This is a genomic window from Microbacterium kunmingense (assembly GCF_023155745.1).
Lineage (GTDB): Bacteria > Actinomycetota > Actinomycetes > Actinomycetales > Microbacteriaceae > Microbacterium > Microbacterium kunmingense.
In genome coordinates, this window is sequence record NZ_JAKNUS010000012.1 from 1 (window position 1) to 23,700 (window position 23,700).

Below are 23,700 nucleotides of genomic sequence, written 5' to 3' on the forward strand. Positions count from 1 at the left end.
GAGGGCGCGGCGAGCGGGGAGGAGGGGCGTGGGGAGGGCGCGGCGAGGGGGGAGGAGGGGCGTGGGGAGGGCGCGGCGAGGGGGGAGGAGGGGTGTGGGGAGGGCGCGGCGAGGGGGGAGGGGTGCGGCGCGGACGCGGCGAGGGGGGAGGGGTGCGGCGCGGACGCCGCGAAGGGCGGGGCCGCCGGGCCGGGTGCCGCGTCGAGCGCGGCGGTCAGCTCAGCGGGCGTCAGGGGGAGCGGGTCGAGCGGGTATCCGGCGGCGCGCAGCCGCAGCGCGGCGAGGGTCGACACGGGGAGCCAGACGCCCATCGCGTGGAGCTCCTCCGCCCGGGTGCGCAGCACGTCATCGGTCGAGCCCTCGGCGAACAGCCGCCCCTCGGCATCGAGGACGACGACCCGGTCGACGAGGCCGACGGCGGCGTCGAGGGTGTGCTCGACGAGGAGGATCGCGCGGTCGCCCGCCGCGACGATGTCGGCGAGCGCGGCATAGACCTCGTCGATTCCGCGCGGGTCGAGGTTCGCGGTCGGCTCGTCGAGCACCAGCAGCGGTGAGCCGAGGGCAAGCGCGCACGCGATGGCCAGTCGCTGGCGACCGCCGCCCGAGAGTCGGTCGGGGTTTTCGCGTCTCCGATCCCACAGCCCCACCCGGCGAAGCGCCGCCTCGGCGCGGCCGAGGACCTCACTTACCGGGAGTCGCAGGTTTTCAGGCCCGAACGCGACCTCGTCGAGGAGCGTGCCGGTGACGAGCTGGGCGTCGGGATCCTGGAAGACCATCCCCACCCGCGTGCTCAGGGTCGACACCGGCGTGCTGCGGACGTCGAGGCCGTCGACCTGGAGGTCGCCGACGACCGCGGCGGGGACGGCCTGCGGGATGAGGCCGTTCAGCGCGAGCGTCAGCGTCGACTTGCCTGAACCGCTGGGCCCGAGAAGGAGCACCACTTCGCCCGCTGCGACGTCGAGCGTGGCGGCGGCGGGGGTCGCTGCCTCCGATCCCTCATAGGTGATCGCGACGTCCGTCGCGCGCAGGAGACGCGGGGCGTGGTCCCGCGCCGTGCGCGGGGCGGCGTGGTCGCGGGGGTGGGCGGGCATGGGTCCTCGATGGCTCGGTACCCCCAACTTAGCCTGCCCTAACCTCGCCCGACCCGTCGGTGTCTCGACGCTGCGCGTAGGCGCACGGCGCGGCGGCCCCGCCGCGCCGCGTCCCGAACTCCTGCACCGTCGACGCCCGCACGACCAGACCCGCCGGTTTCGCGCCACACGCTCCGGAATTGCAGGAGTTCGGGACGCCCAACAGCCGGAGAGCCGCCCGGGACTCGCGCTTTCCCGCGCGACGGGGTAAGCATGAGGGGCCGAAGGGGGAGCGGTGACGACGGAATTGGACGAGCGGGGCGACTTCGCCGACTTCGACGCGCTCATGCACGACGCCGCTCGAGCGCCCGAGGGGCTGGCCGACCCCCACCGCCGCCGCCGGCGACGATGGATCGGGTGGACGGTCGCCGTGGTGATCCTCGCCCTCGTGGTCGGCACACCGTCCGCGTACGTGACGTGGGCGCTGACCGCGCCGCTCCCCACCCCGGAGGCCACCTTCGCCGAGCCGAGCGTCACCGCGCCCGCCGCCGCGGCGCTCACGCTCCCCGCGCAGGGCTCGTCGGCGATCAGCGTCGCCGGCGCCGACGAGTACCTCGGCGCCGAAGCGGCGGGCATCTGGGCGACGTCCGGCCCGCAGGAACCGGCGCCGATGGCGAGCATCACGAAGCTCATCACCGCCCTCGTCGTGCTCGAGGCCCATCCGCTCGCCGGCCCGGAAGACCAGGGGCCGACCCTCTGGTTCGACGGCGCCGACGAGGACCTCTACGACGCGTACTACGTCCAGAACGTGACGATCGCGCCCATGCCGGCCGGCAGTTCGATGAGCCTCCGGGGCGCCCTCGCGACGATGCTCATCCCGTCGGCCAGCAACTACGCCGACGTCGTCTCGACGTGGGCCTTCGGCTCGCGCGCCTCCTTCGTCGCCGCCGCGCGCACCTGGCTCGACGCCCACGGCCTCGCAGGCACGACCGTCGTCGACCCGACCGGCATCAGCGCGCGCAACACCAGCACCCCCGCCGACCTCATCGCGCTCGGGAGGATCGCGGCGGCGAACCCCGACATCGTGTCGATCGTCGGCACCCGGTCCGCCGCGATCGGGAGCGCCGGCACCGTGCACAACACCAACGGCCTCCTGGGCACGGCCGGCATCACGGGCATGAAGACCGGCAACCTCGGCGCCGGCACGTTCGCCTTCCTCTACACCTCGCGGCTCGACGTCGGCGTCGGCACGCCCCTCACCGTGGTGGGCGTGATGCTCGGGGGCGAATCACGCGACGCGGTCAACGCCGACGTGCTGCGGCTGCTCGGCAGCATCCGGGAGGGCTTTCGCGACGTTCCCCTGGTGACGGCCGGTCAGGACCTCGGGGAGTTCACCACGCCCTGGGGCGCCCGCGCCGAGATCGTGACCGCGACGAGTGCCGACATCCGCACCTGGTCGGACACCCCGATCACGGTGACCTCCGACATCCGCGTGCCCGAGACGTACGAAGACGGCGAGGTCATCGGCACGATCACCTGGACCGCCGGACCGCGTACTGAGACGGTCGACGCGGTGATCGAGGGCGACATCGACCCGCCCCTCGAGTGGTGGCGCCTGACTCACCCCTCCGAGCTCGGCGGCTGAGGAACCCGGGGGCGGACGCCCGCCCGCCGCAGGGCGCGGCCGACGCCGAGGCCGACTGCCGTCCAGGCGATCGGTCCGAGGACGAAGAGGGCGACATAAACGACCTGACCCCACTCGGGGAACTGCGTCACATCGGCCGCGAACCAGATCGCCGCGCCGATGACGACCCCCACGACGACGGCCGAGACGAAGAAGCGCCACGCCTCCCATCGGCGGTACCGGGTAAGGGCGGCCACACCCTCCTGCAGCAGGCCGATCAGGATCGCCGTGCCGATGTACCGCCCGATCCACACCGGCACCACGGCGCTCGCCACGAGCGCCGCGATGAGGTGCGTCAGCAGCGCGACCCAGGGCTGTCGCAGCAGCTCCTGCGCGATCACCCCAGGAAGGACATGGATGCCGAGGACGAGGCCGTACAGGATCGGCCAGGTGGCCACGATCACGCCGCTGAGGGCCCCCGCGCCGGCCTGGAGCACACCCGTCGCCACGCCGATCGCCGCGCACGTCAAGAGCACGCGGGTCGTCAGGGGCGCGGGTCGGGCCACGTTTCCAGCGTAAAGCGGATCTCATCGAGTTCTCATCTGGAATGCGTTCTCTGAGTTTCGCCTGTGAGTTACGTTAGCCCGACGTGCGCGCCGCCGATGCCGCGCACGCCTCGCTCTACACCATCCTCGTTGGGAGCCTTTCTATGGGTCGATCCTCCGTGAGAGCAGCCGCGGTCGTCACACTCGCCGCCCTGTTCACCGGGTCCGCAGCAACCGGCGCCTATGCCGCGACACCCGTGGAGGAGGTGACACCCCCCACCCCCATCGATTCCCCCACCGGCTCGTACATCGTGCTGCTCGAGGAAGAGCCCGTCGCGACGTACGAGGGCGGCGAGGCGGGCCTCGCGCCCACCAAGCCCGACGAGGGCCAGAAGCTCGACACGCAGTCGCAGGCCGTCGAGGAGTACTCGACCTTCCTCGCCGAACGGCAGCAGGATGTCGCGGCCGAGACCGGCGTCGACCCTGCGGCGACCTACCAGCTGACCCTGAACGGCTTCAGCGCCAAGATGTCGCCCGAGCAGGCCGCGAAGGTCGCCGGAACGGACGGCGTCATCGGCGTGTACCCCGACGAGATCCGCCACCCCGACGCCGTCCCCTCCACCGAGTTCCTCGGTCTCGAGGGCGCCGGGGGCGTCTGGGAGCAGGTCGGCGGTGTGGATGCCGCGGGTGAGGGTGTCGTCGTCGGTGTCATCGACACCGGAATCGCCCCCGAGAACCCCTCGTTCGCCGGTGACCCGCTGGGTACCACTCCGGGCACGGGGGAGCCGTACCTCGAGGGCAACGAGGTCGTCTTCGACAAGGCCGACGGCACGCAGTTCCGCGCGGAGCGCGTGACCGGCGACGCGTGGGACGAGTCGGAGTACTCCACCAAGCTCATCGGTGCGCGCTACTTCGGTGACGGCGCTGCCGCCGCGGGCTTCACGTTCGAGGCCGAGTACGTCTCGCCGCGCGACAACGACGGCCACGGCTCGCACACCGCCGGCACGGCTGCCGGCAACGACCAGGTCGCCGCGTCGATCGAGGGCATCGACCTCGGTGCGATCTCCGGTGTCGCGCCCGCCGCGAAGGTCTCGGCCTACAAGGCGTGCTGGGCCGGTCCCGACCCGCTCGTCACCACCGACGACATCTGCGCCCTGAGCGACCTGCTCGACGCGATCGACACCGCGGTGGCCGACGGCGTCGACGTCATCAACTACTCGATCGGTGGCGGCGCAGCATCCTCCACTTGGCAGCCGGACGACATCTCGTTCTTCAACGCCGCCATCGCGGGAGTGTTCGTGTCGGTCAGCGCCGGCAACAGCGGCCCCGACGCCTCGACCGCCGACCACGCCTCGCCGTGGTACGCCACCGTCGCCGCCTCGACGATCCCGACCTGGGAGGGCAGCGTGCAGCTGCCGAACGGCTTCCTCGAAGCCGGTGCCTCGGTCACCGTGCAGGAGGGTGAGGAGGTCACCGGCCCGGTCGTCTACGCCGGCGACATCCCGGCCGCCGGAGCGAACGCCGCCGATGCCGCGCTGTGCTTCCTCGACACCGTCGACCCGGCGCAGGCCGCGGGCAAGATCGTCGTCTGCGACCGCGGCGTGAACGCGCGCGTGGAGAAGTCGCAGGAGGTCGCCGCCGCCGGCGGAACCGGGATGATCCTCGTGAACGTCACCCCCGGGTCGCTCGACAACGACTTCCACTCGGTTCCGACCGTGCACCTGGATGCCGCTGCGCGCCCCGCGCTGCTGGACTACGTCCAGAACACCGTCGACCCGACCGCGACCCTGATCGGCGGCAACATCACCGGCACCGAGACGCCGGTGCCGCAGGTGGCCGGGTTCTCCAGCCGCGGCCCCATGCTCGCCGACGGCAGTGATGTGCTGAAGCCCGACATCGCCGCCCCCGGTGTGGCGATCCTCGCCGCGGTGCAGAACGATGCCGACGGCAACCCCGCCTACGGCGTGCTCTCGGGCACCTCGATGGCAGCACCGCACATCGCCGGGCTCGGCGCGCTGTACCTCAGCGAGAACCCGCTGGCCACGCCCGACGAGGTGAAGTCGGCGATGATGACCACCGCCTACGACACCGTGAACGCCGACGGGACCGCCAACACCGACCCGTTCGCACAGGGCGCCGGGCAGGTCGACGCGCGACGCTTCCTCGACCCGGGTCTGCTGTACCTCAACGGCCCGGCCGACTGGGCGGCGTTCGTCGAGGGTGTGGGGAACTTCGACTTCGACGGCATCGAGCCCATCGACGGCAGCGACCTGAACCTGGCCTCGATCGCGATCGGCACGCTCTCCAGCGAGCAGACCGTGACCCGCACCCTCACCGCGACGCGCCCCGGCACGTACACGGTGGCGGCCTCGATCCCCGGTGTGAACGTCTCGGTCGAGCCGTCGACGCTCACCTTCGGTGCGGCCGGCGAAAGCCAGTCGTTCTCGGTGACGATCTCCAACGCCTCGGCTCCGGTCGAGCAGTGGGCGACCGGCTTCCTCACCTGGACCGGCGGTGACGGCACCACGGTGCGCTCGCCGCTCGCGGTCCAGCCCGTGACAGCGGATGCTCCGGCGACGGCGTCGGGCGAAGGGATCACCGGCAGCACGGATGTGACCATCACGCCCGGTGTGACCGGCGATCTGGCGCTGAACCTCTCGGGCCTTGCCCCGGTGAGCCTGCTCACCGATCCCGCGAACCCCGTCGAGGGTCACACCGGAAACGAGAACTCCGGTGACGCGAACGGCGACGTCGCGTGGATCGTCGACGTGGCCGAGGGCGCGACGCTCGCACAGTGGAAGCTCGATTCGTCGGATGACGAGGGCAGCGACCTCGACCTGTTCGTGTACCGCGTCGTGGCTCCGGACGACCTCCGCTACTACGAGTCGTGGACGTCGGCGACGGCCTCGGCCGATGAGCAGGTGAGCCTTGACAACCCCGAGGCGGGCACCTATCTCGTCATCGCGAACATGTACTCGATCACCCAGCCGCTGACGTGGGACCTCACCTCTGCGGTCGTCACCCCCGGTGGCGCCGGATCGTTCACCGCGACGCCGAACCCGCTGCCGGTGCAGCAGGGCGTGCCCGCGACCTACACGGTCACGTGGTCGGGCCTGGAGCCCGGCACTCGCTACCTCGGCGTCGTCGGCTACGGCGACTCGGCGGTGCGGACTGTCGTCGAGGTCGACCCGGGCGCTGCGGCTCCGGTCGCGGTCGAGGCACCGTCGATCAGCGGTACCCCGAAGATCGGACGCACCCTCACCGCCGACCCCGGCACGTGGGACCCGGCCGAGGTGACGGTGGCCTACCAGTGGCTCCGCAACGGTGAGCCGATCGAGGGGGCGACCTCCGACCGGTACCGCGTGACCCGCGACGATCAGGGTGCGGCCCTGTCGGTGCGCGTCACCGCCACAGCGGAGGGGAACATCAACCCCGGCACCGCGACGAGCGCCGAGGTGTACGTCAAGGTCGCCTCCGACACGCGGGTGAGCCTCAACCGCTACGTCGGGTCGAGCTCGCAGGACTTCGTCGCCACGGTGACGGTCTCGGCGCGAAACGGCGTCGTGCCCGAGGGTGATGTGACCCTGTACGTGGATGCCAAGAAGTACACCGGCACCCTCGTGAACGGCCAGGTCGCCTTCCCGCTTCCCAAGCAGAGCCGCGGCGTGCACGTGGTGATCGCGCAGTACGGCGGAAGCAACACGGTGGAGGCCTCGACCGGGCTCTCCGGGTTCCTCGTGCTCCGCTGACGCGGGGTACGACGGCGCTGACGACGCCAGCGGCGTCCGGGCTTCGGCTCGGGCGCCGCTGGCGTGTCTGCGCTAAACCCGGCGGCGCTGGCGCGTGAGAACTAAACCCGGCGGCGCCGGCGCGTGAGACGTACAGCCGGAAGCGGTGGGGCCGGGATCCACTCGTCACCGTGGTCGATCACCCGACCGAAGCGCTCGCCGCGGGCCTGCCAGGCCTCCCGTGCCTCGACGATCTCCTCGTGCGAGCGACCGACGAAGTTCCACCACATGACGATCTCGTCCTCGAACGGTTCGCCTCCGAGGAGGAAGACGGACGCGTCATCCGTACTCGACAGCTCCACCTCGTTTCGGTGGGTTCCGAGATACAGCAGGTGGCGGTTGTCGACGGATGCCGCGGGGCGCGGGTCTCGGGATGCCGCGGCGCGGCCGTCCGACTCGTCGGCGGCGTCGGCGCCGACCGCGTTGTCGAGCACGTCGACCACGCCGGTCAGGCCGAGGAGCGCATGCTCCCAGTCCTGCCGCAGCGGCACGCGGACCCGCGACCCGGCGGGGATGCGGATCTCGGCGCCGACGATGGGCGTGAAGGCGCTCGCCGGCGACGCCACGCCGCCGAGACTTCCCATCACGACGGTCGCCTCGCCGTCGGCTCCGGCGGTCGCCGCCAGGCGGAGGGTGGGCAGCGACTCGTGCCGCTCGAAGTCGGGCGCGCCGTTCCGCCGTGAGTCGGGGAGCGCGACCCACAGCTGAAGAGCGTCGAGCGCGGTCGGGCCATCGCCGAGGGAGTATTCCGAGTGCGAGATGCCCGCGCCGCTCGTCATGAGGTTCAGCGCGCCGCGGCGCACCACGACGTCGCTGCCGACCGAATCGCGATGGCGCACCTCCCCGACGAGGGGCCACGTGACCGTCTGCAGTCCGATGTGCGGGTGGGGCTCGACCCGCATCGTGGTCTCTTGCGGACCGAACCGATCCAGGAAGCACCACGCACCGACGAGCGGCAGGTCGCGCTGGGGGAGGGCGCGGTAGACCTCCATCCCCCGCACGCCGCCGAGCGGTACCTCCCGCGCCTCGAGCAGCAGGGTCCGAGGTCCGTCGCACTCGACGGCCGCGGAGAGTTCAGCCGAGGCGTCCAGCCCGCCGGCCGTCCCCTGCGCCGGTGCGTCGAGGCGGGTCACGGTCGGGGTTCCGGCCAGTCGACCTGGAGGCCCTCGACGTCGTGCTTGCCGAGCCAACGGGCGACGAACGGGCAACGGGGCACGACCGTGCCACCGCGCGCCGCGACATCCGCCATCGCCTGGCCGACGAGGGTGCCGCCCAGCCCGCGCCCGGCGAAAGCCTCATCGATCTCGGTGTGGATGAACAGCTCGCGACCGCGGGAGTCGGTGATGAACTGCGAGAAGCCGCCGAGCGCGTCGCCGACATGGATCTCGTAGCGGCCGGTCTCATCGTTGCGGGTGACGGTGATGCTGTCGGTGTCGGTCTCGTCGCTCACGGGCGTCCTTCCGTTGTGAGTCCCAACCTAAGCCGCTCCACCGGCATTCCGCGAGGATGTCGCCGGGCTGCGGCACGCCGCCCGGCGCTGTGATCAGGCAGACTCGCTGGATGCGCCTTTCGCTGCTCGACGCCGTCCCGCCGAACGCGGATGCGGACGCGGCATACGAAGGGTTCGCCTCGTGGGCGGCCGGCCGTGGGCTGACCCTCTACCCCGCCCAGGACGAGGCCGTGATCGAACTGGTGTCGGGCGCTCACGTGATCCTGTCCACTCCGACGGGCACGGGGAAGTCGCTCGTCGCCGTCGCCGCTCACGCGATCGCGCTCGCTCGCGGCGGGCGAACGTACTACACCGCCCCGATCAAGGCGCTCGTGAGCGAGAAGTTCTTCGCGCTGGTGGAGATCTTCGGCGCGGAGAAGGTCGGCATGGTCACGGGCGACTCCTCGGTGAATCCCGACGCCCCGATCGTGTGCTGCACGGCCGAGATCCTGGCGAATCTCGCCCTGCGACAGGGCGCGGACGCCCCGGTGGATCAGGTCGTCATGGACGAGTTCCACTACTACGGCGACTCGGACCGGGGTTGGGCATGGCAGGTGCCCCTGCTCCTCCTGCCGAGGGCGCAGTTCGTTCTGATGTCGGCGACGCTCGGCGACACCTCCGACATCGCGGCCGATCTTCGCCGGCGGACCGGTCGTGAGGTCGCCGAGATCACCGGGGTCGACCGGCCGGTCCCCCTCGACTACGGCTACTCCCGCTCGCCCGCGCACGAGATCGTCGAGGAGCTGCTGTCGGATCAGAAGGCGCCGATCTACATCGTGCATTTCTCGCAGGCCGCGGCGATGGAGCGGGCGCAGGCGCTGTCGAGCGTGAAGATCGTCTCGCGGGAGCGTCGCGACGAGATAGCGGAGGCGATCGGCGGATTCCGCTTCACCACCGGCTTCGGCAAGACGCTCTCGCGCCTCGTGCGCGCGGGGATCGGCGTGCACCACGCCGGCATGCTGCCGCGATACCGACGACTCGTCGAAACCCTCGCGCAGCGCGGGCTGCTCCGCGTCATCTGCGGCACCGACACTCTCGGTGTCGGCATCAACGTGCCGATCCGCACGGTCGTGCTCACCGCGCTCACGAAGTACGACGGGCAGCGGATGCGGCACCTGACCGCCCGCGAGTTCCACCAGATCGCCGGTCGCGCGGGCCGGGCGGGCTTCGACACCGCCGGCACCGTGGTCGTGATGGCGCCCGAGCATGAGATCGAGAACGCGGCGGCCATCGCGAAGGCCGGGTCCGACCCGAAGAAGCAGCGCAAGGTCGTCCGCAAGAAGGCTCCCCAGGGTTTCGTCAACTGGGGCGAGGCGTCGTTCGAAAGGCTCGTCGCCGCCGAACCCGAGCCCCTCGTCCCGCACCTGCAGCTGACCGCCGCGATGCTCATCAACGTCATCGCGCGGGGCGGCGATGTCTTCGCTCACGTCCGCAGCCTCGTCTTCGACAACCACGAGCCGCGCGTTCGCCAGCTCGCGCTTGCGCGTCGCGCGCTGGCGATCTTCCGCACCCTCGTCGTGGCCGGTGTCGTGGTGGTGGAGCGACCGAGCGGCGACATCCGGCTCACGGTGGACCTGCAGCCGAACTTCGCCTTGAATCAGCCGCTGTCCCCGTTCGCGCTGGCGGCGATCGAGGTGCTCGACCCCTCCGTGGAGCGTGGCCGGGGGTCGGGCGCGGATGCGACCGACGTCGACCGCGACGCGGCCGCGCGCACGGCCGGGACCGGCCATTACGCGCTCGACGTCGTCAGCGTGATCGAGGCGACCCTCGACGACCCGCGGCCGATCCTCTCGCAGCAGGAGTTCCGCGCCCGCGGCGAAGCCGTGGCGGCGATGAAGCGGGAGGGAATGGAGTACGACGACAGGATGGCGGCCCTCGAGGAGATCACCTACCCCAAGCCGCTCGCCGAACTGCTGGAGCAGACGTTCGAGGTGTTCGCCTCCAGTCAGCCATGGGTGCGGGATTTCGCGCTGTCGCCGAAATCGGTCGTGCGCGACATGTTCGAGCGCGCCCTCTCGTTCGCCGAATTCGTCTCCTTCTACCAGCTCGGGCGGAGCGAAGGTCTCGTGCTCCGCTATCTCAGCGATGCGTATCGGGCGATCCGCCAGACCGTGCCGGCCGAAGCCCGGACCCCGGATCTTCTCGACCTCATCGAATGGCTCGGTGAGCTGGTGCGGCAGGTCGATTCGAGCCTCGTCGACGAGTGGGAGGCGCTGATCAACCCCGTGGTCGATCCTGAGGCGCCGGTCGTTCCACCCGCTCCGCCGTCCGTCCTCACCAACCGCCGCGCGTTCGGGGTGCTGGTGCGCAACGAGCTGTTCCGTCGTGTCCAGCTGGCCGCGCTGCAGCGCGACGATGAGCTCGTCGCGCTGGACCCCGACGTCGACTGGCCCACGGTGCTCGATGACTACTTCGACGAGCACGACGAGATCCTCACCGGCGGCTCGGCCCGCTCGTCGGCGCTGATCACGATCGACGAGACCGCCGCGGCCGACGGGCGCTGGACGGTCGAGCAGACGATCGATGATCCGGCCGGCAACCATGACTGGCGCATCCGTGCCGAGGTCGACCTCGCGGCATCCGTCGCCGAGGGCACCGCGGTCGTTCGGGTCACCGAGGTCGCCCGCCTCTGAACCACCCGGGCTCATGCGCGCCAGGCCCCCGGACGCGGCTGCATCTCCGGGGTGTTCGCGTAGCCCTGCTCCCACGGGAACCTTCCGCCACGATCGTCGTACGTCAGCTGCAGCAACGGCACGGAGAAGGCGTCGGGCCGTTGGTAGTGCCGGTTGGCGCCGAAGGCGATCTGTCCGGGATTGGGAACGGTCTCGACGGTCACCCGGTGCGCCCAGGCGTCGCCGAAGGTCAGCAGCATCCCCGGAAGCAGACGCTCCCCATCCCGGATGCGACCGGCGAGCTCGTTGAGGACCGCCTGAGCCGTTGCCGGCTTCACGTTGACGATCGCGAGCTCGGGGTGTCCGATCCCGAACAGGCCCGTCGTGTAGGCGAATGCAGGGCCCTCGCCCGTCTCCTCGCACGAGCAGCCCGGTGTTCCGCAGGCTCCGCCGACGTAGGTGATGTGCACGCCGTACCGGCGGATGATGTCAGCGACATGAGCGTCCTCCTGGTCGAGCCACGCCGAAATCGCGAGCGGTGATTCTTCGAACATGCATTCCTCCGAGTATGTGGACGAGAAACGAATATGCGTTCGACGGTAAAGTGAGCATCCGACATCGCCGAGGGCGCGAAGGTCGAGGGCCATCACCGTGGCGCAAGTGGTCGTGGTCCTGCGGAGAAAGCGACCATCTGCGCCACCTCGATCAGACAGAGCGACCCCGTACGGGCAGCATCGGGTACAACGAGAGGGTGCCCACCTACCTCGCCTTCCTCCGCGCCGTCAACCTCGGCGCGAAGCGCGTGTTCCCCAAGGACGACATCCGCCGCGTGGTGGAGGGCGTGGGCTTCACCGCGGTCGAGACGTACATCAACACGGGCAACGTCCGCTTCCGCACCTCGATGCGCTCACGTGCGCGCATCGAATCGGCGCTCGAAGCGGCCTTCGCCGCGCCGATCGGGGCTTCGATGTTCCGACGATCGTGTTCTCGCAGGAGGAGTGCCGCCGTGTGGCAGAGGATGTCGCCGAGCTCTCGGCCGCGCACCCGGGGCTCGCACGCCACTACGTCTACCTGCTGAAAGAGCCCCCGGCGCACGAGGAGAGGGCGGCCATCGAGGCGACCTCCAGCGGCGAGGGGCGGATGGTGGTGCGCGGGCGGGCGGCCCACGCGCTCCTCAGCCCCGGCTACCAGGAGGGAAGGGTCGACCCGCTCGCCGCCGCGAAGCTGCTGGGCGTCGCGACCAACCGCACGCACACCGTCGTCACCGCTCTCGCGGCGCGGTGGTGTTGACAGGGTGAGCCCGGTGTCGGCGCCACCGCGTAGCATGGCCGCCGTGGCGCACGCGAACCGATACCCCCTCGACGAGGCGCCCCCGTTCGACCTCCCGCCGTCCGATCTCGTGCCGCCCGATGACGAGGAGTGGTACCCGCCGGAAGACGCCTGGCTGCCCCCGGATGACGTTTCGCCAACGCCGCGCGGGTCGCACGCCCCGGGCTCGCCCGCGACGCCGACGCCGACGCCCGCGCGACGCGATTTCACGGGCGCAGACCCTCGGACGGTCCTGAAAGAGGTCTACGGCTACGACGCGTTCCGCGGCGACCAAGCCGCAGTTGTCGAGCACGTCATCGCCGGCGGAGACGCGGTGGTGCTCATGCCCACCGGCGCCGGCAAGAGCGTCACCTATCAGGTGCCCGCCCTCGTGCGACCCGGCACCGGGCTGGTGATCTCCCCCCTCATCGCCCTCATGCACGACCAGGTCGACGCGCTCGTGGCCAACGGTGTGCGCGCCGCGTTCCTGAATTCCACGCAGTCTCCACCCGAGCGGGCCGCCACCGAGCGCGCCTACCTCGCGGGTGAGATCGACCTCCTCTACGTCGCCCCCGAACGCCTGTCGAACGCCGCGACGACCGCGCTTCTCCAGCGCGGTCGTCTGAGCGTGATCGCCATCGACGAGGCCCACTGCGTGTCGCAGTGGGGTCACGACTTCCGGCCCGACTACCTCGCCCTCGGCGACCTCGCCGAGCGCTTTCCCGGTGTTCCGCGTCTGGCGCTCACCGCCACCGCCACGCGCGAGACCCATCGCGAGCTCACCGAGCGGCTCCGCCTGCCCGACGCCCGGCACTTCGTCGCGAGCTTCGACCGACCCAACATCCAGTACCGCATCGAGCCGAAGGTCGAGCCGCGCAAGCAGCTGGTCTCATTCATCCGCGCCCAGCCCGAGGGTTCGGCGGGCATCGTGTACGCCCTCAGCCGCAAGACCGTCGAGCAGACCGCCGAGTATCTGCGGGCGCAGCGCATCGACGCGCTGCCGTACCACGCGGGGCTTCCCGCCGAGATGCGCGCCGCCCACCAGGCCCGGTTCCTCCGCGAGGACGGCGTGGTGATGGTGGCCACGATCGCCTTCGGCATGGGGATCGACAAGCCCGATGTGCGCTTCGTCGCGCACATCGACCTGCCGAAGTCGGTCGAGGGCTACTACCAGGAGACCGGGCGCGCCGGGCGCGACGGCGAGCCGAGCATCGCGTGGATGGCCTACGGCCTCGGCGACGTCGTCCAGCAGCGTCGCCTCATCGACGCCTCCCCGGGTGACCGGGTGTTCAAGACCCGCCTGGGCCAGCATCTCGACGCGATGCTCGCGCTGTGCGAGACGGTGGGATGCCGCCGGCAGAACCTCCTCGCCTACTTCGGCCAGCCCTCCGACCCCTGCGGCAACTGCGACACCTGCCTCGAGCCCCCCGAGACGTGGGAGGGCACGGTCGCCGCGCAGAAGCTCCTCTCGACGATCGTGCGGCTCCAGCGCGAGCGGAACCAGTCCTTCGGCGCCGGGCAGCTCATCGACATCCTCCGCGGCAACAGCACCGAACGGGTGCGCCAGCAGCGGCACGACCAGCTTGCCACCTTCGGCATCGGCGCCGACCTGTCCGAGCAGGATTGGCGCAGCGTCATCCGGCAGCTGCTCGCCCGCGGCATCCTCGTTGCCCGCGGCGAGTACGGCACCCTCGCCCTCGGCGAGGCGGCGCCCGATGTGCTGCGCGGCGACACCGAGGTGCCGCTCCGCCGCGACGTGCTCGGCCGATCGGGCGGCGGGGGCCGTGTGCGCAAAGCCGCGGCGAGCGAGACCCTCGATGACGGCGACAAGCCGCTGTTCGAGGCGCTTCGCGCCTGGCGTGCGGGCGTCGCCCGCGAACAGGGGGTGCCCGCCTACATCGTCTTCGGCGACGCGACACTGCGCGCCCTGGCCGAACGCCGGCCCGAGAGTGCGGCCGACCTCGAAGGCATCCCCGGGATCGGAGCGAAGAAGCGGGAGGCGTACGGCGAGGCCGTTCTCGACGTGGTCCGAGCCGGCTGAACGTCCGTCCTCTAGGCTCCAGACGGGGGCGACGGCGCTCCTCACGACATCGGGCGATGAGGCCCGGGAGGTCCGACCCAGCCATGAGCAACATCGACATCGCCCAGGCGGCGCAGCTCGAGCCCATCGGAGTGATCGCCGACACGCTCGGCATCCCCGCCGACGCCCTCGAACCCTACGGCCGACACAAGGCCAAAGTGACGCTGTCGTTCGCCCGCAGCATCCGGGATCGCCCTCGCGGCCATCTCGTCCTGGTGACCGCCGTCTCCCCGACGCCCGCGGGGGAGGGGAAGACCACCACGACGGTCGGCCTGGGCGACGCGCTGAACCGGGTCGGCGCGCGCGCCGCGATCTGTCTTCGCGAACCGGCGCTCGGACCGGTCTTCGGGATGAAGGGCGGCGCGGCCGGCGGCGGGTACGCGCAGGTGGTGCCGATGGAAGACATCAACCTGCACTTCACCGGCGATTTCGCCGCGATCGGTGTGGCCACGAACCTCCTCGCGGCGCTCATCGACAACCACATCCATCACGGCAACGCCCTCGGCATCGACGTGCGCCGCGTCACGTGGCGGCGGGTGCTCGACGTCAACGACCGCGCCCTCCGCGACGTGGTCACGGGGCTCGGCGGTCCGGGCAACGGCTACCCGCGCGAGAGCGGCTTCGACATCGTCGTGGCGAGCGAGGTGATGGCGATCTTCTGCCTCGCCACCGACCTCGCCGACCTCAAGGCTCGCCTCGGCGAGATCGTGATCGGCTACACCCGCGAACGGCAGCCGGTGCGCGCCCGCGACCTCGACGCCCACGGGGCGATGGCGGCACTCCTGCGCGACGCGCTCGCCCCCAACCTCGTGCAGACGCTCGAGCACACGCCCGCCTTCGTCCACGGCGGGCCCTTCGCGAACATCGCCCACGGGTGCAACTCCTACCTCGCCACCGACACGGCGCTGCACCTGGCCGACTACGTCGTCACTGAGGCGGGATTCGGTTCCGACCTCGGCGCCGAGAAGTTCGTCGACATCCTCTGCCGTTCCACGGGCCTCCGCCCGTCGGCCGCTGTCATCGTCGCGACCGTGCGGGCGATGAAGTACCACGGCGGCGTCGAGGTGGCAGACCTCGCCACCGAGGATGTCGCCGCGCTCCGCCGCGGCACGGTCAACCTGCGGCGACACATCGAGATCGTCCACGGGGTCCTCGGGCTTCCCCTCGTCGTGGCCATCAATCACCGCGCGGAGGACACGGATGCCGAGGTCGCGGCGCTCCAGGAGGAGGCGGCCGCCGCCGGGGTCACCGCCGTGGTCGCCCGTCACTTCGCTGAGGGCGGCCGTGGCGCCGAGGATCTCGCGCGCGAGGTCATGCGCCTCTGCGACGAGCCGGCCGAGCCGACGCTCACCTATCCCGACGACGCGAGCCTGTGGGACAAGATGCGCGCCATCGCCACACGCATCTACGGAGCATCCGATGTCACGGCATCCAGTGCGGCGCGCGCTCAGATCCGGCGCCTGCAGGAGGAAGGGTACGGCGGGTACCCGGTGTGCGTGGCGAAGACGCAGTACTCGTTCTCGACCGACCCGCGGCTGCGCGGTGCGCCGACCGGGCACGTCGTCGACATCCGCGAGGTGCGCCTGGCGGCGGGGGCCCGGTTCGTGGTGATGATCTGCGGCGACATCATGACGATGCCCGGCCTGCCGGCGGTGCCCGCCGCGAACACCATCGACGTCACCGACGACGGGCGGATCGTCGGGCTGTTCTGACCCGGCCGCCCGCGGCGATCGTGCACCGGCCGCGGGCGCGGATACCGCCTGGATGTCGCTTCGGCACAATCGGCCCCCACGACGCAGTCGGACATCCTTGTGTCGAAGGCACAACGCACTTGGAACCGCGTTGTGGGACACCTACCGTTCTAGGTGACTTCCTTCGACTCCTTCTGGAGAGGTGAGAAATGGCCGACGCCGCCGTTCGTCCTGAAACCCCCGCGTCCGACTCCCGCACGCCCGCCGGCGGAGCGCCGACCGCCGCCCACACGGCGGCCGAGGCATCCGAGGCCCGCATCGACATCGATGCCGTCACGAACCTTTTGCTCGGCACGTGGGCCGACACCCGCCGCGAGGCGCGCGAGCTGATCAAGGACTCCGCGTTCTGGCAGGTGAACGACCTCACGGTCGCCGAGCACCGCGAGCGCACCCTCACCCAGCTGCACCTCCTCGCCGACAACGGCGGCGGGCGCCGCGCGTTCCCCGCCGAGTACGGCGGCAGCGACGACAACGGTGCGAACCTCGCCGGCTTCGAAGAGCTCGTGCTCGCCGACCCGAGCCTGCAGATCAAGTCGGGCGTGCAGTGGGGCCTCTTCGCCTCGGCGATCTACCAGCTCGGCACCAAGCAGCACTGGGACAAGTGGCTGCGTCCCGTCATGTCGATGGAACTCCCCGGAGCCTTCGCGATGACCGAGACCGGGCACGGCTCCGACGTCGCCGCCATCGGCACCACCGCCACCTACGACCCCGACACCGAGGAGTTCGTCATCCACACGCCGTTCCGCGCGGCGTGGAAGGACTACCTCGGCAACGCCGCCCTGCACGGCAAGGCCGCGACCGTCTTCGCGCAGCTGATCACCGGCGGCGTCAACTACGGCGTGCACTGTTTCTTCGTGCCGATCCGCGACGACGAGGGGAACTTCCTCCCCGGCGTCGGCGGCGAGGACGACGGCCCCAAGGGCGGCCTGAACGGCATCGACAACGGCCGCCTGCACTTCGATCAGGTGCGCGTTCCGCGCGAGAACCTCCTCAACCGCTACGGCGACGTCGCCCCCGACGGCTCGTACTCGAGCCCGATCGACAGCCCCGGACGCCGCTTCTTCACGATGCTCGGCGCCCTCGTGCAGGGACGTGTCTCTCTCGACGGGGCCGTCACGACGGCATCCGCCCTGGGTCTCTACATCGCGATCACCTATGGCAACCAGCGCCGCCAGTTCGATTCGGGTGCCGGTACCGACGAGGTCGTGCTGCTGGACTACGGCAAGCACCAGCGCCGGCTGCTGCCGCTCCTGGCGCAGAACTACGCGCAGTTCTTCGCGCACGACGAGCTGCTGCGCAAGTTCGACGGGGTGTTCTCGGGGCGCGCCGACACCCCCGAGGAGCGCGAAGACCTCGAGACCCTCGCCGCGGCGCTGAAGCCCCTGTCGACGTGGAACGCGCTGAACACGATCCAGGAGAGCCGCGAGGCGTGCGGTGGGCAGGGATTCCTGGCCGAGAACCGGATGACGGGGCTCCGCCACGACCTCGATGTCTACGTCACCTTCGAGGGTGACAACAACGTCCTCCTGCAGCTGGTCGGGAAGCGCCTGCTGTCGGACTACGCCAAGCAGTTCAAGGGCAAGGATGCCGCCGCGCTCGCCCGGTTCGCGGCGGCCCAGACCGCGGGCAAGGTCTTCCACGGTGCGGGCCTGCGTCAGCTGGGCCAGGCCGTCGCCGACTTCGGGTCGACGGCGCGCTCGGTGGAGCTGGGGCTTCGCGCCGAGCAGCAGCACGAGATCCTCTCGGGTCGCGTCGAGCAGATGGTCGCCGACCTCGCTGCCGCGCTCCGCCCCGCCGCCAAGCTCGACAAGGCCGAGGCTGCCGCCCTGTTCAACCGCCACCAGGCCGAGCTCATCGAGGCCGCCCGCGCGCACGGCGAGCTGCTGCAGTGGGAGGCCTTCTCCGACGGCGTCAAGGCGGTGGCAGACCCCGGCACCCGCCAGGTGCTCACTTGGCTCCGCGACCTCTTCGGGCTGCACCTCATCGAGAAGCACCTCGCGTGGTACCTCATCAACGGGCGGCTCTCGACCCAGCGCGCCGCCGCGGTGTCGCGCTACATCGACCGGCTCTGCGCCCGGCTGCGTCCGCACGCCCAGGACCTCGTCGACGCCTACGGGTTCGCACCCGAGCACGTACGTGCGCCGATCGCGTCGGGCGCGGAGCGCGTGCGCCAGGAGGAGGCCCGCGAGTACTACCGCGCCCGGGCCGCCGCCGGCGAGGAGCCCATCTCGGAGAAGGCGCTGCAGAAGGGCAAGACCCTGCAGAAGAAGTAGCGGACGGCGGGTGTCGTCGGGTCCGGGCATACTGACCGCATGAGTGTGGTCACCGGGCCCGACGGACGCGACCGCTGCGGATGGGTCGGCGACGACGCCGAGTACCGGCGCTACCACGACGAAGAGTGGGGCCGCCCGCTGCACGGCGATCGGCCCCTCTTCGAGAAGATGAGCCTCGAGGGCTTCCAGGCCGGGCTGTCGTGGATCACGATCCTTCGCAAACGTCCCGCGTTCCGCGAGGCCTTCGCCGGCTTCGACCCGGCGGTCGTCGCCGGCTTCGACGAGGACGATGTCGAGCGCCTCATGGCCGACGCGGGCATCGTCCGAAACCGCGCGAAGATCCTCGCCGTGATCGGCAACGCCCGGATCGTCGCCGACATGCCCGAGGGCGCGCTCGACGCGCTGATGTGGGCCTATGCTCCGGATGCCGCGGAGCGGCCCCGTCCGCGATCGTTCGCCGATCTGCCGGCGACAACCCCCGCGTCCGACGCGCTCAGCCGTGATCTCAAGAAGCGCGGGTTCCGCTTCGTCGGCTCGACCACGATGTACGCCCTCATGCAGTCATCCGGAATGGTCGACGACCACCTCGAGGGCTGCTGGCGCGCGGCTTGACACCTGATGCGTGATGCGTGATGTTTGATCCATGCGCACCACGGTCACCATCGACGATGACGTCCTCGCTGCGGCGAGACAGTTCGCCGACGCCCGCGGTCTGACGCTCGGCGAAGCCCTCTCGCAACTCGCTCGCGCGACGCTCACCGAGCGGCGTCGCTTCGGCACGCGCAACGGCATCGTCCTCCTGCCCGCCGATCCCGCTGCGGGCAATGCCGACCTCGATGACGTGAACGCGCTTCGAGACGACACCTGATGGCGGGGTTCCTCCTCGATGTCAACGCCGTCATCGCCCTGATCGATCCCCTGCACGTGCATCACGAGCGGGCTCACCGCTGGTTCGCGACGCGCGCCGAGGAAACGTGGCACACCTGTCCGATCGTGCAGAACGGCGTCGTCCGCGTCGTGAGTCATCCGAGATACCCGAACAGTCAACCCGCTCCCGTCGTGCTGGCGAGCCTGTCGAGTCTGGCGGCGCAGGCCGGCCATGAGTTCCTCCCCGACTCGGTCAGTCTCCTGGACGGTTCCGTGCACACCGAGCGCCTCCTCGCCAGCTCCCAGGTCACCGACACGTACCTGCTTCATCTCGCCGCGTCCCACGAGGTTCTGCTCGCGACCTTCGACACCAGGATCGTGGCCTCTACGGTCCCGGGTGGGGCGAAGGTCGTCTTCCCCATCCCCTGAGCGCGGAGGCGAACGGGCCCGCGGACAGGCCCCTGTCCGCAGTCGGTGGCACGCTGTAGGGTCGCTACGCCTCGACAGACGGGAAACGCATGGCCGCCGCATCCGCTCACATCGCCGACTCGCACGGGCTCATCCGGGTCGTCGGCGCCCGCGAGAACAACCTCAAGAACGTCAGTGTCGACATTCCCAAGCGCCGACTCACCGTCTTCACCGGCGTGAGCGGATCGGGGAAGTCGTCGCTGGTCTTCGGAACGATCGCCAACGAGTCGCAGCGACTTATCAACGAGACCTGTCCGACGTTCGTGCAGCAGTTCATGGAGCAGCTGAGCCGCCCCGAGGTCGACGCCCTCGAGAACGTCAGCGCGTCCATCGTCGTCGACCAGGAGCGGATGGGCGCCAACTCGCGCTCCACCGTCGGCACCGCCACCGACGCCCAGGCGATGCTGCGCATCCTCTTCAGCCGGCTCGGGCAGCCGAGTGCCGGCGCGAGCTTCCACTACAGCTTCAACCTGCCGCAGGGCTGGTGCCCGCGCTGCGAGGGACTCGGCGAGGTGAGCGACATCAACCTCGACGAGCTGTTCGACCGCGACAGGTCGCTCGCCGAAGGGGCGCTGACCATCCCGGGGTACAACGTCGACGGCTGGATGGTGCGCATCTTCACCGAGTCGGGGTTCGTCGACCCCGACAAGAAGATCCGCGACTACTCCGACGACGAGCTGCACGCGCTGCTCTACCAGGAACCGACGAAGGTCAAGGTCACGGGCATCAACATGACCTACGAGGGACTCGTCCCGAAGGTCACGAAGTCGTTCCTCCAGAAGGACCGCGACGCCCTGCAACCGCACGTCCGCGCGTTCGTCGACCGTGCCGTGATGTTCACCGCCTGCCCCGAGTGCGGCGGATCCCGCCTGAACGAGGCGGCGCGGTCATCCCTCATCGACGGCGTCTCGATCGCGGATGCCGCGGCGATGCAGATCTCCGACCTCGCCGCCTGGCTCGACACCGTCGACGACCGCGAGGTGGGGCCGCTGATGACGGGGCTGAAGCACCTCACGGCGACCTTCGTCGAGGTCGGCCTCGGGTATCTGTCGCTCGACCGCTCGTCGGGCACCCTCTCGGGCGGTGAGGCGCAGCGCACCAAGATGGTGCGTCACCTGGGCTCCTCGCTCACCGACATCACCTACGTCTTCGACGAGCCCACGGCGGGCCTGCACCCCCACGACATCCAGCGGATGAACGACCTCCTCCAGCGCCTGCGCGACAAGGGCAACACGGTGCTCGTCGTCGAGCACAAACCCGAGGTCATCCAGATCGCCGACCACATCGTCGACCTCGGACCCGGTGCGGGCCGCGCGGGCGGCGAGATCCAGTACACGGGGGATGTCGCGGGGCTGCGTGCCTCGCAGACCCTCACCGGCCGGCATCTCGACCATCGCGCGACCCTCAAGGCGTCGACCCGCGACCGCCGTGGCGCGCTGGAGATCCGCGGGGCGACGCAGCACAACCTCACAGGGGTCGACGTCGACATTCCGCTCGGCATCCTCACCGTCGTCACCGGGGTCGCGGGGTCGGGGAAGTCCTCCCTGATCCATGGCAACGTTCCGGCCTTCGATGACGTCGTCGTGGTCGACCAGTCGCCGATCAAGGGGTCACGCCGGTCGAGTCCGGCGACCTACACCGGCATCCTCGATACCGTCCGCACCGCGTTCGCGAAGGCGAACGGCGTGAAGGCGTCGCTGTTCAGCGCCAATTCGGCGGGGGCCTGCCCCGTCTGCAAGGGCCTCGGGGTCATCATCACCACCCTCGGCTACACCCAGAGCGTCGAGACGCTCTGCGAGGTGTGCGAGGGGACGGGGTTCAGTGCCGAGGTGCGCGAGTACCTCTTGAACGGCAAGAACATCGCCGAGGTGCTGGCGATGTCGGCGGCAGAGGCGGCGGACTTCTTCCCGACCGGCCCGGCGCACACCACGCTCGCGCGTCTCATCGACGTCGGGCTCGGGTACATCACGCTCGGGCAGGCGCTGAACACGCTGTCGGGCGGGGAGCGTCAGCGCCTGAAGCTGGCGATCTCGATGGCGAAGAAGGGCGCGATCTACGTGCTCGACGAACCGACCACGGGGCTGCACCTCGCCGATGTCGAAAACCTGCTGCGTCTGTTCGACCGACTCGTCGACGCCGGCAACAGCGTCATCGTCATCGAGCATCACCAGGCCGTGATGGCGCACGCCGACTGGATCATCGACCTCGGGCCGGGCGCGGGGCACGACGGCGGGCGCATCGTGTTCGAGGGGACGCCCGCCGACCTCGTCGCCGCAGGCGACACGCTCACCGCGCGTCACCTGCGCACCTACGTCGGCGCCTGAGCGCGCCGCTGCCGGGCCGCGCGGGCGCGCGCGCCGGCGCGCGCGACGGCTCGCGCGGCCGCCCGCCCGCACGACGGCACCGCGCCTTTCGCGACCCGTCAGAAAGTGCGGCTTGGGAGGGGAGGGGGCGACGTTTTTTGACGGGTCGCGTCGCGCGGGCGGGCGGGCGTGCGGGCGCGGGGCGCCGTCGCGTGACGTTCGCGCCGTCGCGTCGCGTTCTTTTCGCGAGCCGTCAGAAAGTGCGGCTTGGGATGGGAGGAGGCGACGTTTTCTGACGGGTCGCGTCGCGCGGGCGCGCGCGGGCGCGCCGGTGGATCGCGCGGGGCCGCCGCGACGCCGCGCGCTCAGCCGAGCTGCGAGTGCTCGCCGAGGCGGTGCCAGGTGCGGTTGTGGTAGACCAGTGCGTCGGCGGGCTCGCCCGGCTCGACGTCCCGGGTGATCTGGTGCTGCAGCGCCTGGGCGGCGATGACGGTCGAGGCGCCCGCGTCCATCCGGTTGATGATCGCGCACCGCAGCCATGCCCGCGCCCCGGGGAACACCGGCTCGCCCGTGGGGAGGCGGGCCCACAGCGACGTGTCGGCGAAGCGGTCGATACCGCTCGTGGCGGCGAGCTTGGCGAGCTCGAGGTCGTGGGCGTCGAGCAGGTGCACCACGACCGTGTGAGCCGCGGCGATGGTCGGAGCGGCCGACGAGATGGACGAGAGCGAGAAGATCAGCAGCGGCGGCTCGGCGCTGACGGAGGACACCGAGGTCGCCGTCAGGGCGACCGGTCCGTCGCCCGCGTCGGCGGTGATGACGGCCACGCCGCCGGGGTGCCCGCGGAAGACGGTCTTGAACTCCTCGGCACTGAGCGAGGCGGTCGGGAACGACGCGGGGTGGGTGCCGGCGGCGGAACGAGTCATGGGCGGCAGGCTAGCCCGCGACAGATCGTTCGCCGTCATCGCATTTCGTGATGTTTCAGAGCTGGGCACGACAGAGGAAACCGCGCGGACCCCCGAACGATTCCCCACAGCTCACCGACCGGCGTCGAACAGGTGCCGGGCCCCGTGGCTGAGCACCTTCACCACGACGCCTCGGCGCCGGAGGGCAGCGACCGTGCGCGTCTCCTCCTCGATGTCGCGCCCGAGCGCATGCACGTTCGCGACGACGAGCACATCACCCTGGCGGAGCGTGCCGAACAGGCGCACCAGCCGCTCCTCCCAGGTCTCGAGGGTCTCGGGCGCGGGGTGGCGGAATCCCTCGATGGGAACGCCGAAGCGGGTGAGGAGCTCGCGCTGCTCCACCACCGAGGGCATGTCGTCGCGGGCGATGACGAGCCCGACCAGGCGTGCGCCCGACGGGCGCGCGGCCCACCAGTCTCGATCACGCTGGAGCTCGGTGAAGCACTTGGGACAGTCGGCGGCGTCGTGGGGGACGGGCACGGGGCTGGTCTCCATCGCCTCGCCGAATCCCGCACTCATGACATCCATTCTCACCCGGGATGACGCGTGCCGCGACCTTC

19 protein-coding genes are annotated in these 23,700 nt (G+C 70.7%); 12 read left to right on the forward strand and 7 right to left on the reverse strand.

What is annotated here, in order from left to right; translation table 11 throughout:
- Positions 1 to 1,091 (reverse strand): energy-coupling factor ABC transporter ATP-binding protein (locus tag MA875_RS15045; protein WP_248243075.1); only part of this gene is annotated, 1,091 nt, incomplete at its 3' end.
- 274 nt (positions 1,092 to 1,365) lie between these two features.
- Here MA875_RS15045 and MA875_RS15050 point away from each other — a divergent pair.
- Positions 1,366 to 2,715: a D-alanyl-D-alanine carboxypeptidase family protein gene (locus tag MA875_RS15050; protein ID WP_248243076.1), complete on the forward strand. Its 1,350-nt coding sequence runs from the start codon at positions 1,366 to 1,368 to the stop codon at positions 2,713 to 2,715.
- Here the strand turns inward: MA875_RS15050 and MA875_RS15055 are convergent.
- Positions 2,691 to 3,260 (reverse strand): ECF transporter S component, encoded by a 570-nt coding sequence (locus tag MA875_RS15055; protein WP_248243077.1) that lies wholly within the window; start codon positions 3,258 to 3,260, stop codon positions 2,691 to 2,693. The two genes, MA875_RS15050 and MA875_RS15055, sit on opposite strands and share 25 nt — an antisense overlap.
- A gap of 143 nt (positions 3,261 to 3,403) precedes the next feature.
- On the opposite strand from MA875_RS15055, the gene MA875_RS15060 reads away from it, so the two are divergent.
- Complete coding sequence (locus MA875_RS15060; protein ID WP_248243078.1) at positions 3,404 to 6,988, forward strand: S8 family serine peptidase; 3,585 nt, start codon at positions 3,404 to 3,406, stop codon at positions 6,986 to 6,988.
- A 101-nt stretch (positions 6,989 to 7,089) separates the two neighbouring features.
- On the opposite strand, the gene MA875_RS15065 is transcribed toward MA875_RS15060, so the two are convergent.
- Together MA875_RS15065 and MA875_RS15070 are read right to left on the reverse strand one after the other, a co-directional pair.
- Positions 7,090 to 8,160, reverse strand: a complete 1,071-nt coding sequence (locus MA875_RS15065; RefSeq protein WP_372492593.1) for a pirin family protein — start codon at positions 8,158 to 8,160, stop codon at positions 7,090 to 7,092.
- Complete coding sequence (locus tag MA875_RS15070; protein WP_248243079.1) at positions 8,157 to 8,477, reverse strand: GNAT family N-acetyltransferase; 321 nt, start codon at positions 8,475 to 8,477, stop codon at positions 8,157 to 8,159. The genes MA875_RS15065 and MA875_RS15070 overlap by 4 nt, the downstream gene beginning before the upstream one ends.
- 110 nt (positions 8,478 to 8,587) lie before the next feature.
- Here MA875_RS15070 and MA875_RS15075 point away from each other — a divergent pair, with 110 nt between their 5' ends.
- On the forward strand, positions 8,588 to 11,149 hold the full coding sequence (locus MA875_RS15075) for a DEAD/DEAH box helicase (RefSeq protein ID WP_248243080.1): 2,562 nt from the start codon (positions 8,588 to 8,590) through the stop codon (positions 11,147 to 11,149).
- Between the two features lie 11 nt (positions 11,150 to 11,160).
- Here the strand turns inward: MA875_RS15075 and MA875_RS15080 are convergent, their stop codons facing one another.
- Positions 11,161 to 11,682, reverse strand: a complete 522-nt coding sequence (locus tag MA875_RS15080) for a DUF4262 domain-containing protein (protein WP_248243081.1) — start codon at positions 11,680 to 11,682, stop codon at positions 11,161 to 11,163.
- 14 nt (positions 11,683 to 11,696) lie between these two features.
- Between MA875_RS15080 and MA875_RS15085 the strand changes: the two genes are divergently transcribed.
- The 9 genes from MA875_RS15085 (at position 11,697) to MA875_RS15120 (ending at position 22,199) form a co-directional block, all read left to right on the forward strand.
- Positions 11,697 to 12,206, forward strand: coding sequence for a DUF1697 domain-containing protein (locus tag MA875_RS15085; protein WP_282449175.1), 510 nt, complete (start codon positions 11,697 to 11,699; stop codon positions 12,204 to 12,206).
- Positions 12,137 to 12,418: a hypothetical protein gene (locus MA875_RS17635; RefSeq protein ID WP_308221539.1), complete on the forward strand. Its 282-nt coding sequence runs from the start codon at positions 12,137 to 12,139 to the stop codon at positions 12,416 to 12,418. The genes MA875_RS15085 and MA875_RS17635 overlap by 70 nt, the downstream gene beginning before the upstream one ends.
- A 43-nt stretch (positions 12,419 to 12,461) precedes the next feature.
- On the forward strand, positions 12,462 to 14,477 hold the full coding sequence (gene recQ / locus MA875_RS15090) for a DNA helicase RecQ (protein ID WP_248243082.1): 2,016 nt from the start codon (positions 12,462 to 12,464) through the stop codon (positions 14,475 to 14,477).
- Positions 14,478 to 14,560: 83 nt separating this feature from the next.
- The gene (locus MA875_RS15095) at positions 14,561 to 16,228 is read left to right on the forward strand and encodes a formate--tetrahydrofolate ligase (protein WP_248243083.1); all 1,668 of its coding nucleotides are present in this window, start codon (positions 14,561 to 14,563) and stop codon (positions 16,226 to 16,228) included.
- A gap of 188 nt (positions 16,229 to 16,416) precedes the next feature.
- The gene (locus tag MA875_RS15100) at positions 16,417 to 18,540 is read left to right on the forward strand and encodes an acyl-CoA dehydrogenase family protein (protein ID WP_248243084.1); all 2,124 of its coding nucleotides are present in this window, start codon (positions 16,417 to 16,419) and stop codon (positions 18,538 to 18,540) included.
- Between the two features lie 39 nt (positions 18,541 to 18,579).
- Positions 18,580 to 19,152, forward strand: a complete 573-nt coding sequence (locus MA875_RS15105) for a DNA-3-methyladenine glycosylase I (protein WP_248243085.1) — start codon at positions 18,580 to 18,582, stop codon at positions 19,150 to 19,152.
- A 31-nt stretch (positions 19,153 to 19,183) separates the two neighbouring features.
- Positions 19,184 to 19,408, forward strand: coding sequence for a hypothetical protein (locus MA875_RS15110; protein ID WP_248243086.1), 225 nt, complete (start codon positions 19,184 to 19,186; stop codon positions 19,406 to 19,408).
- Positions 19,408 to 19,836: a TA system VapC family ribonuclease toxin gene (locus tag MA875_RS15115; protein ID WP_248243087.1), complete on the forward strand. Its 429-nt coding sequence runs from the start codon at positions 19,408 to 19,410 to the stop codon at positions 19,834 to 19,836. Before MA875_RS15110 ends, MA875_RS15115 begins: the two co-directional genes overlap by 1 nt.
- A gap of 89 nt (positions 19,837 to 19,925) precedes the next feature.
- The gene (locus MA875_RS15120) at positions 19,926 to 22,199 is read left to right on the forward strand and encodes an ATP-binding cassette domain-containing protein (RefSeq protein ID WP_248243088.1); all 2,274 of its coding nucleotides are present in this window, start codon (positions 19,926 to 19,928) and stop codon (positions 22,197 to 22,199) included.
- Between the two features lie 344 nt (positions 22,200 to 22,543).
- On the opposite strand, the gene MA875_RS15125 is transcribed toward MA875_RS15120, so the two are convergent.
- Together MA875_RS15125 and MA875_RS15130 are read right to left on the reverse strand one after the other, a co-directional pair.
- Positions 22,544 to 23,101, reverse strand: a complete 558-nt coding sequence (locus MA875_RS15125; protein WP_248243089.1) for a flavin reductase family protein — start codon at positions 23,099 to 23,101, stop codon at positions 22,544 to 22,546.
- A gap of 111 nt (positions 23,102 to 23,212) precedes the next feature.
- On the reverse strand, positions 23,213 to 23,659 hold the full coding sequence (locus MA875_RS15130; protein WP_248243090.1) for a recombinase family protein: 447 nt from the start codon (positions 23,657 to 23,659) through the stop codon (positions 23,213 to 23,215).
- Positions 23,660 to 23,700 lie beyond the last annotated feature (41 nt).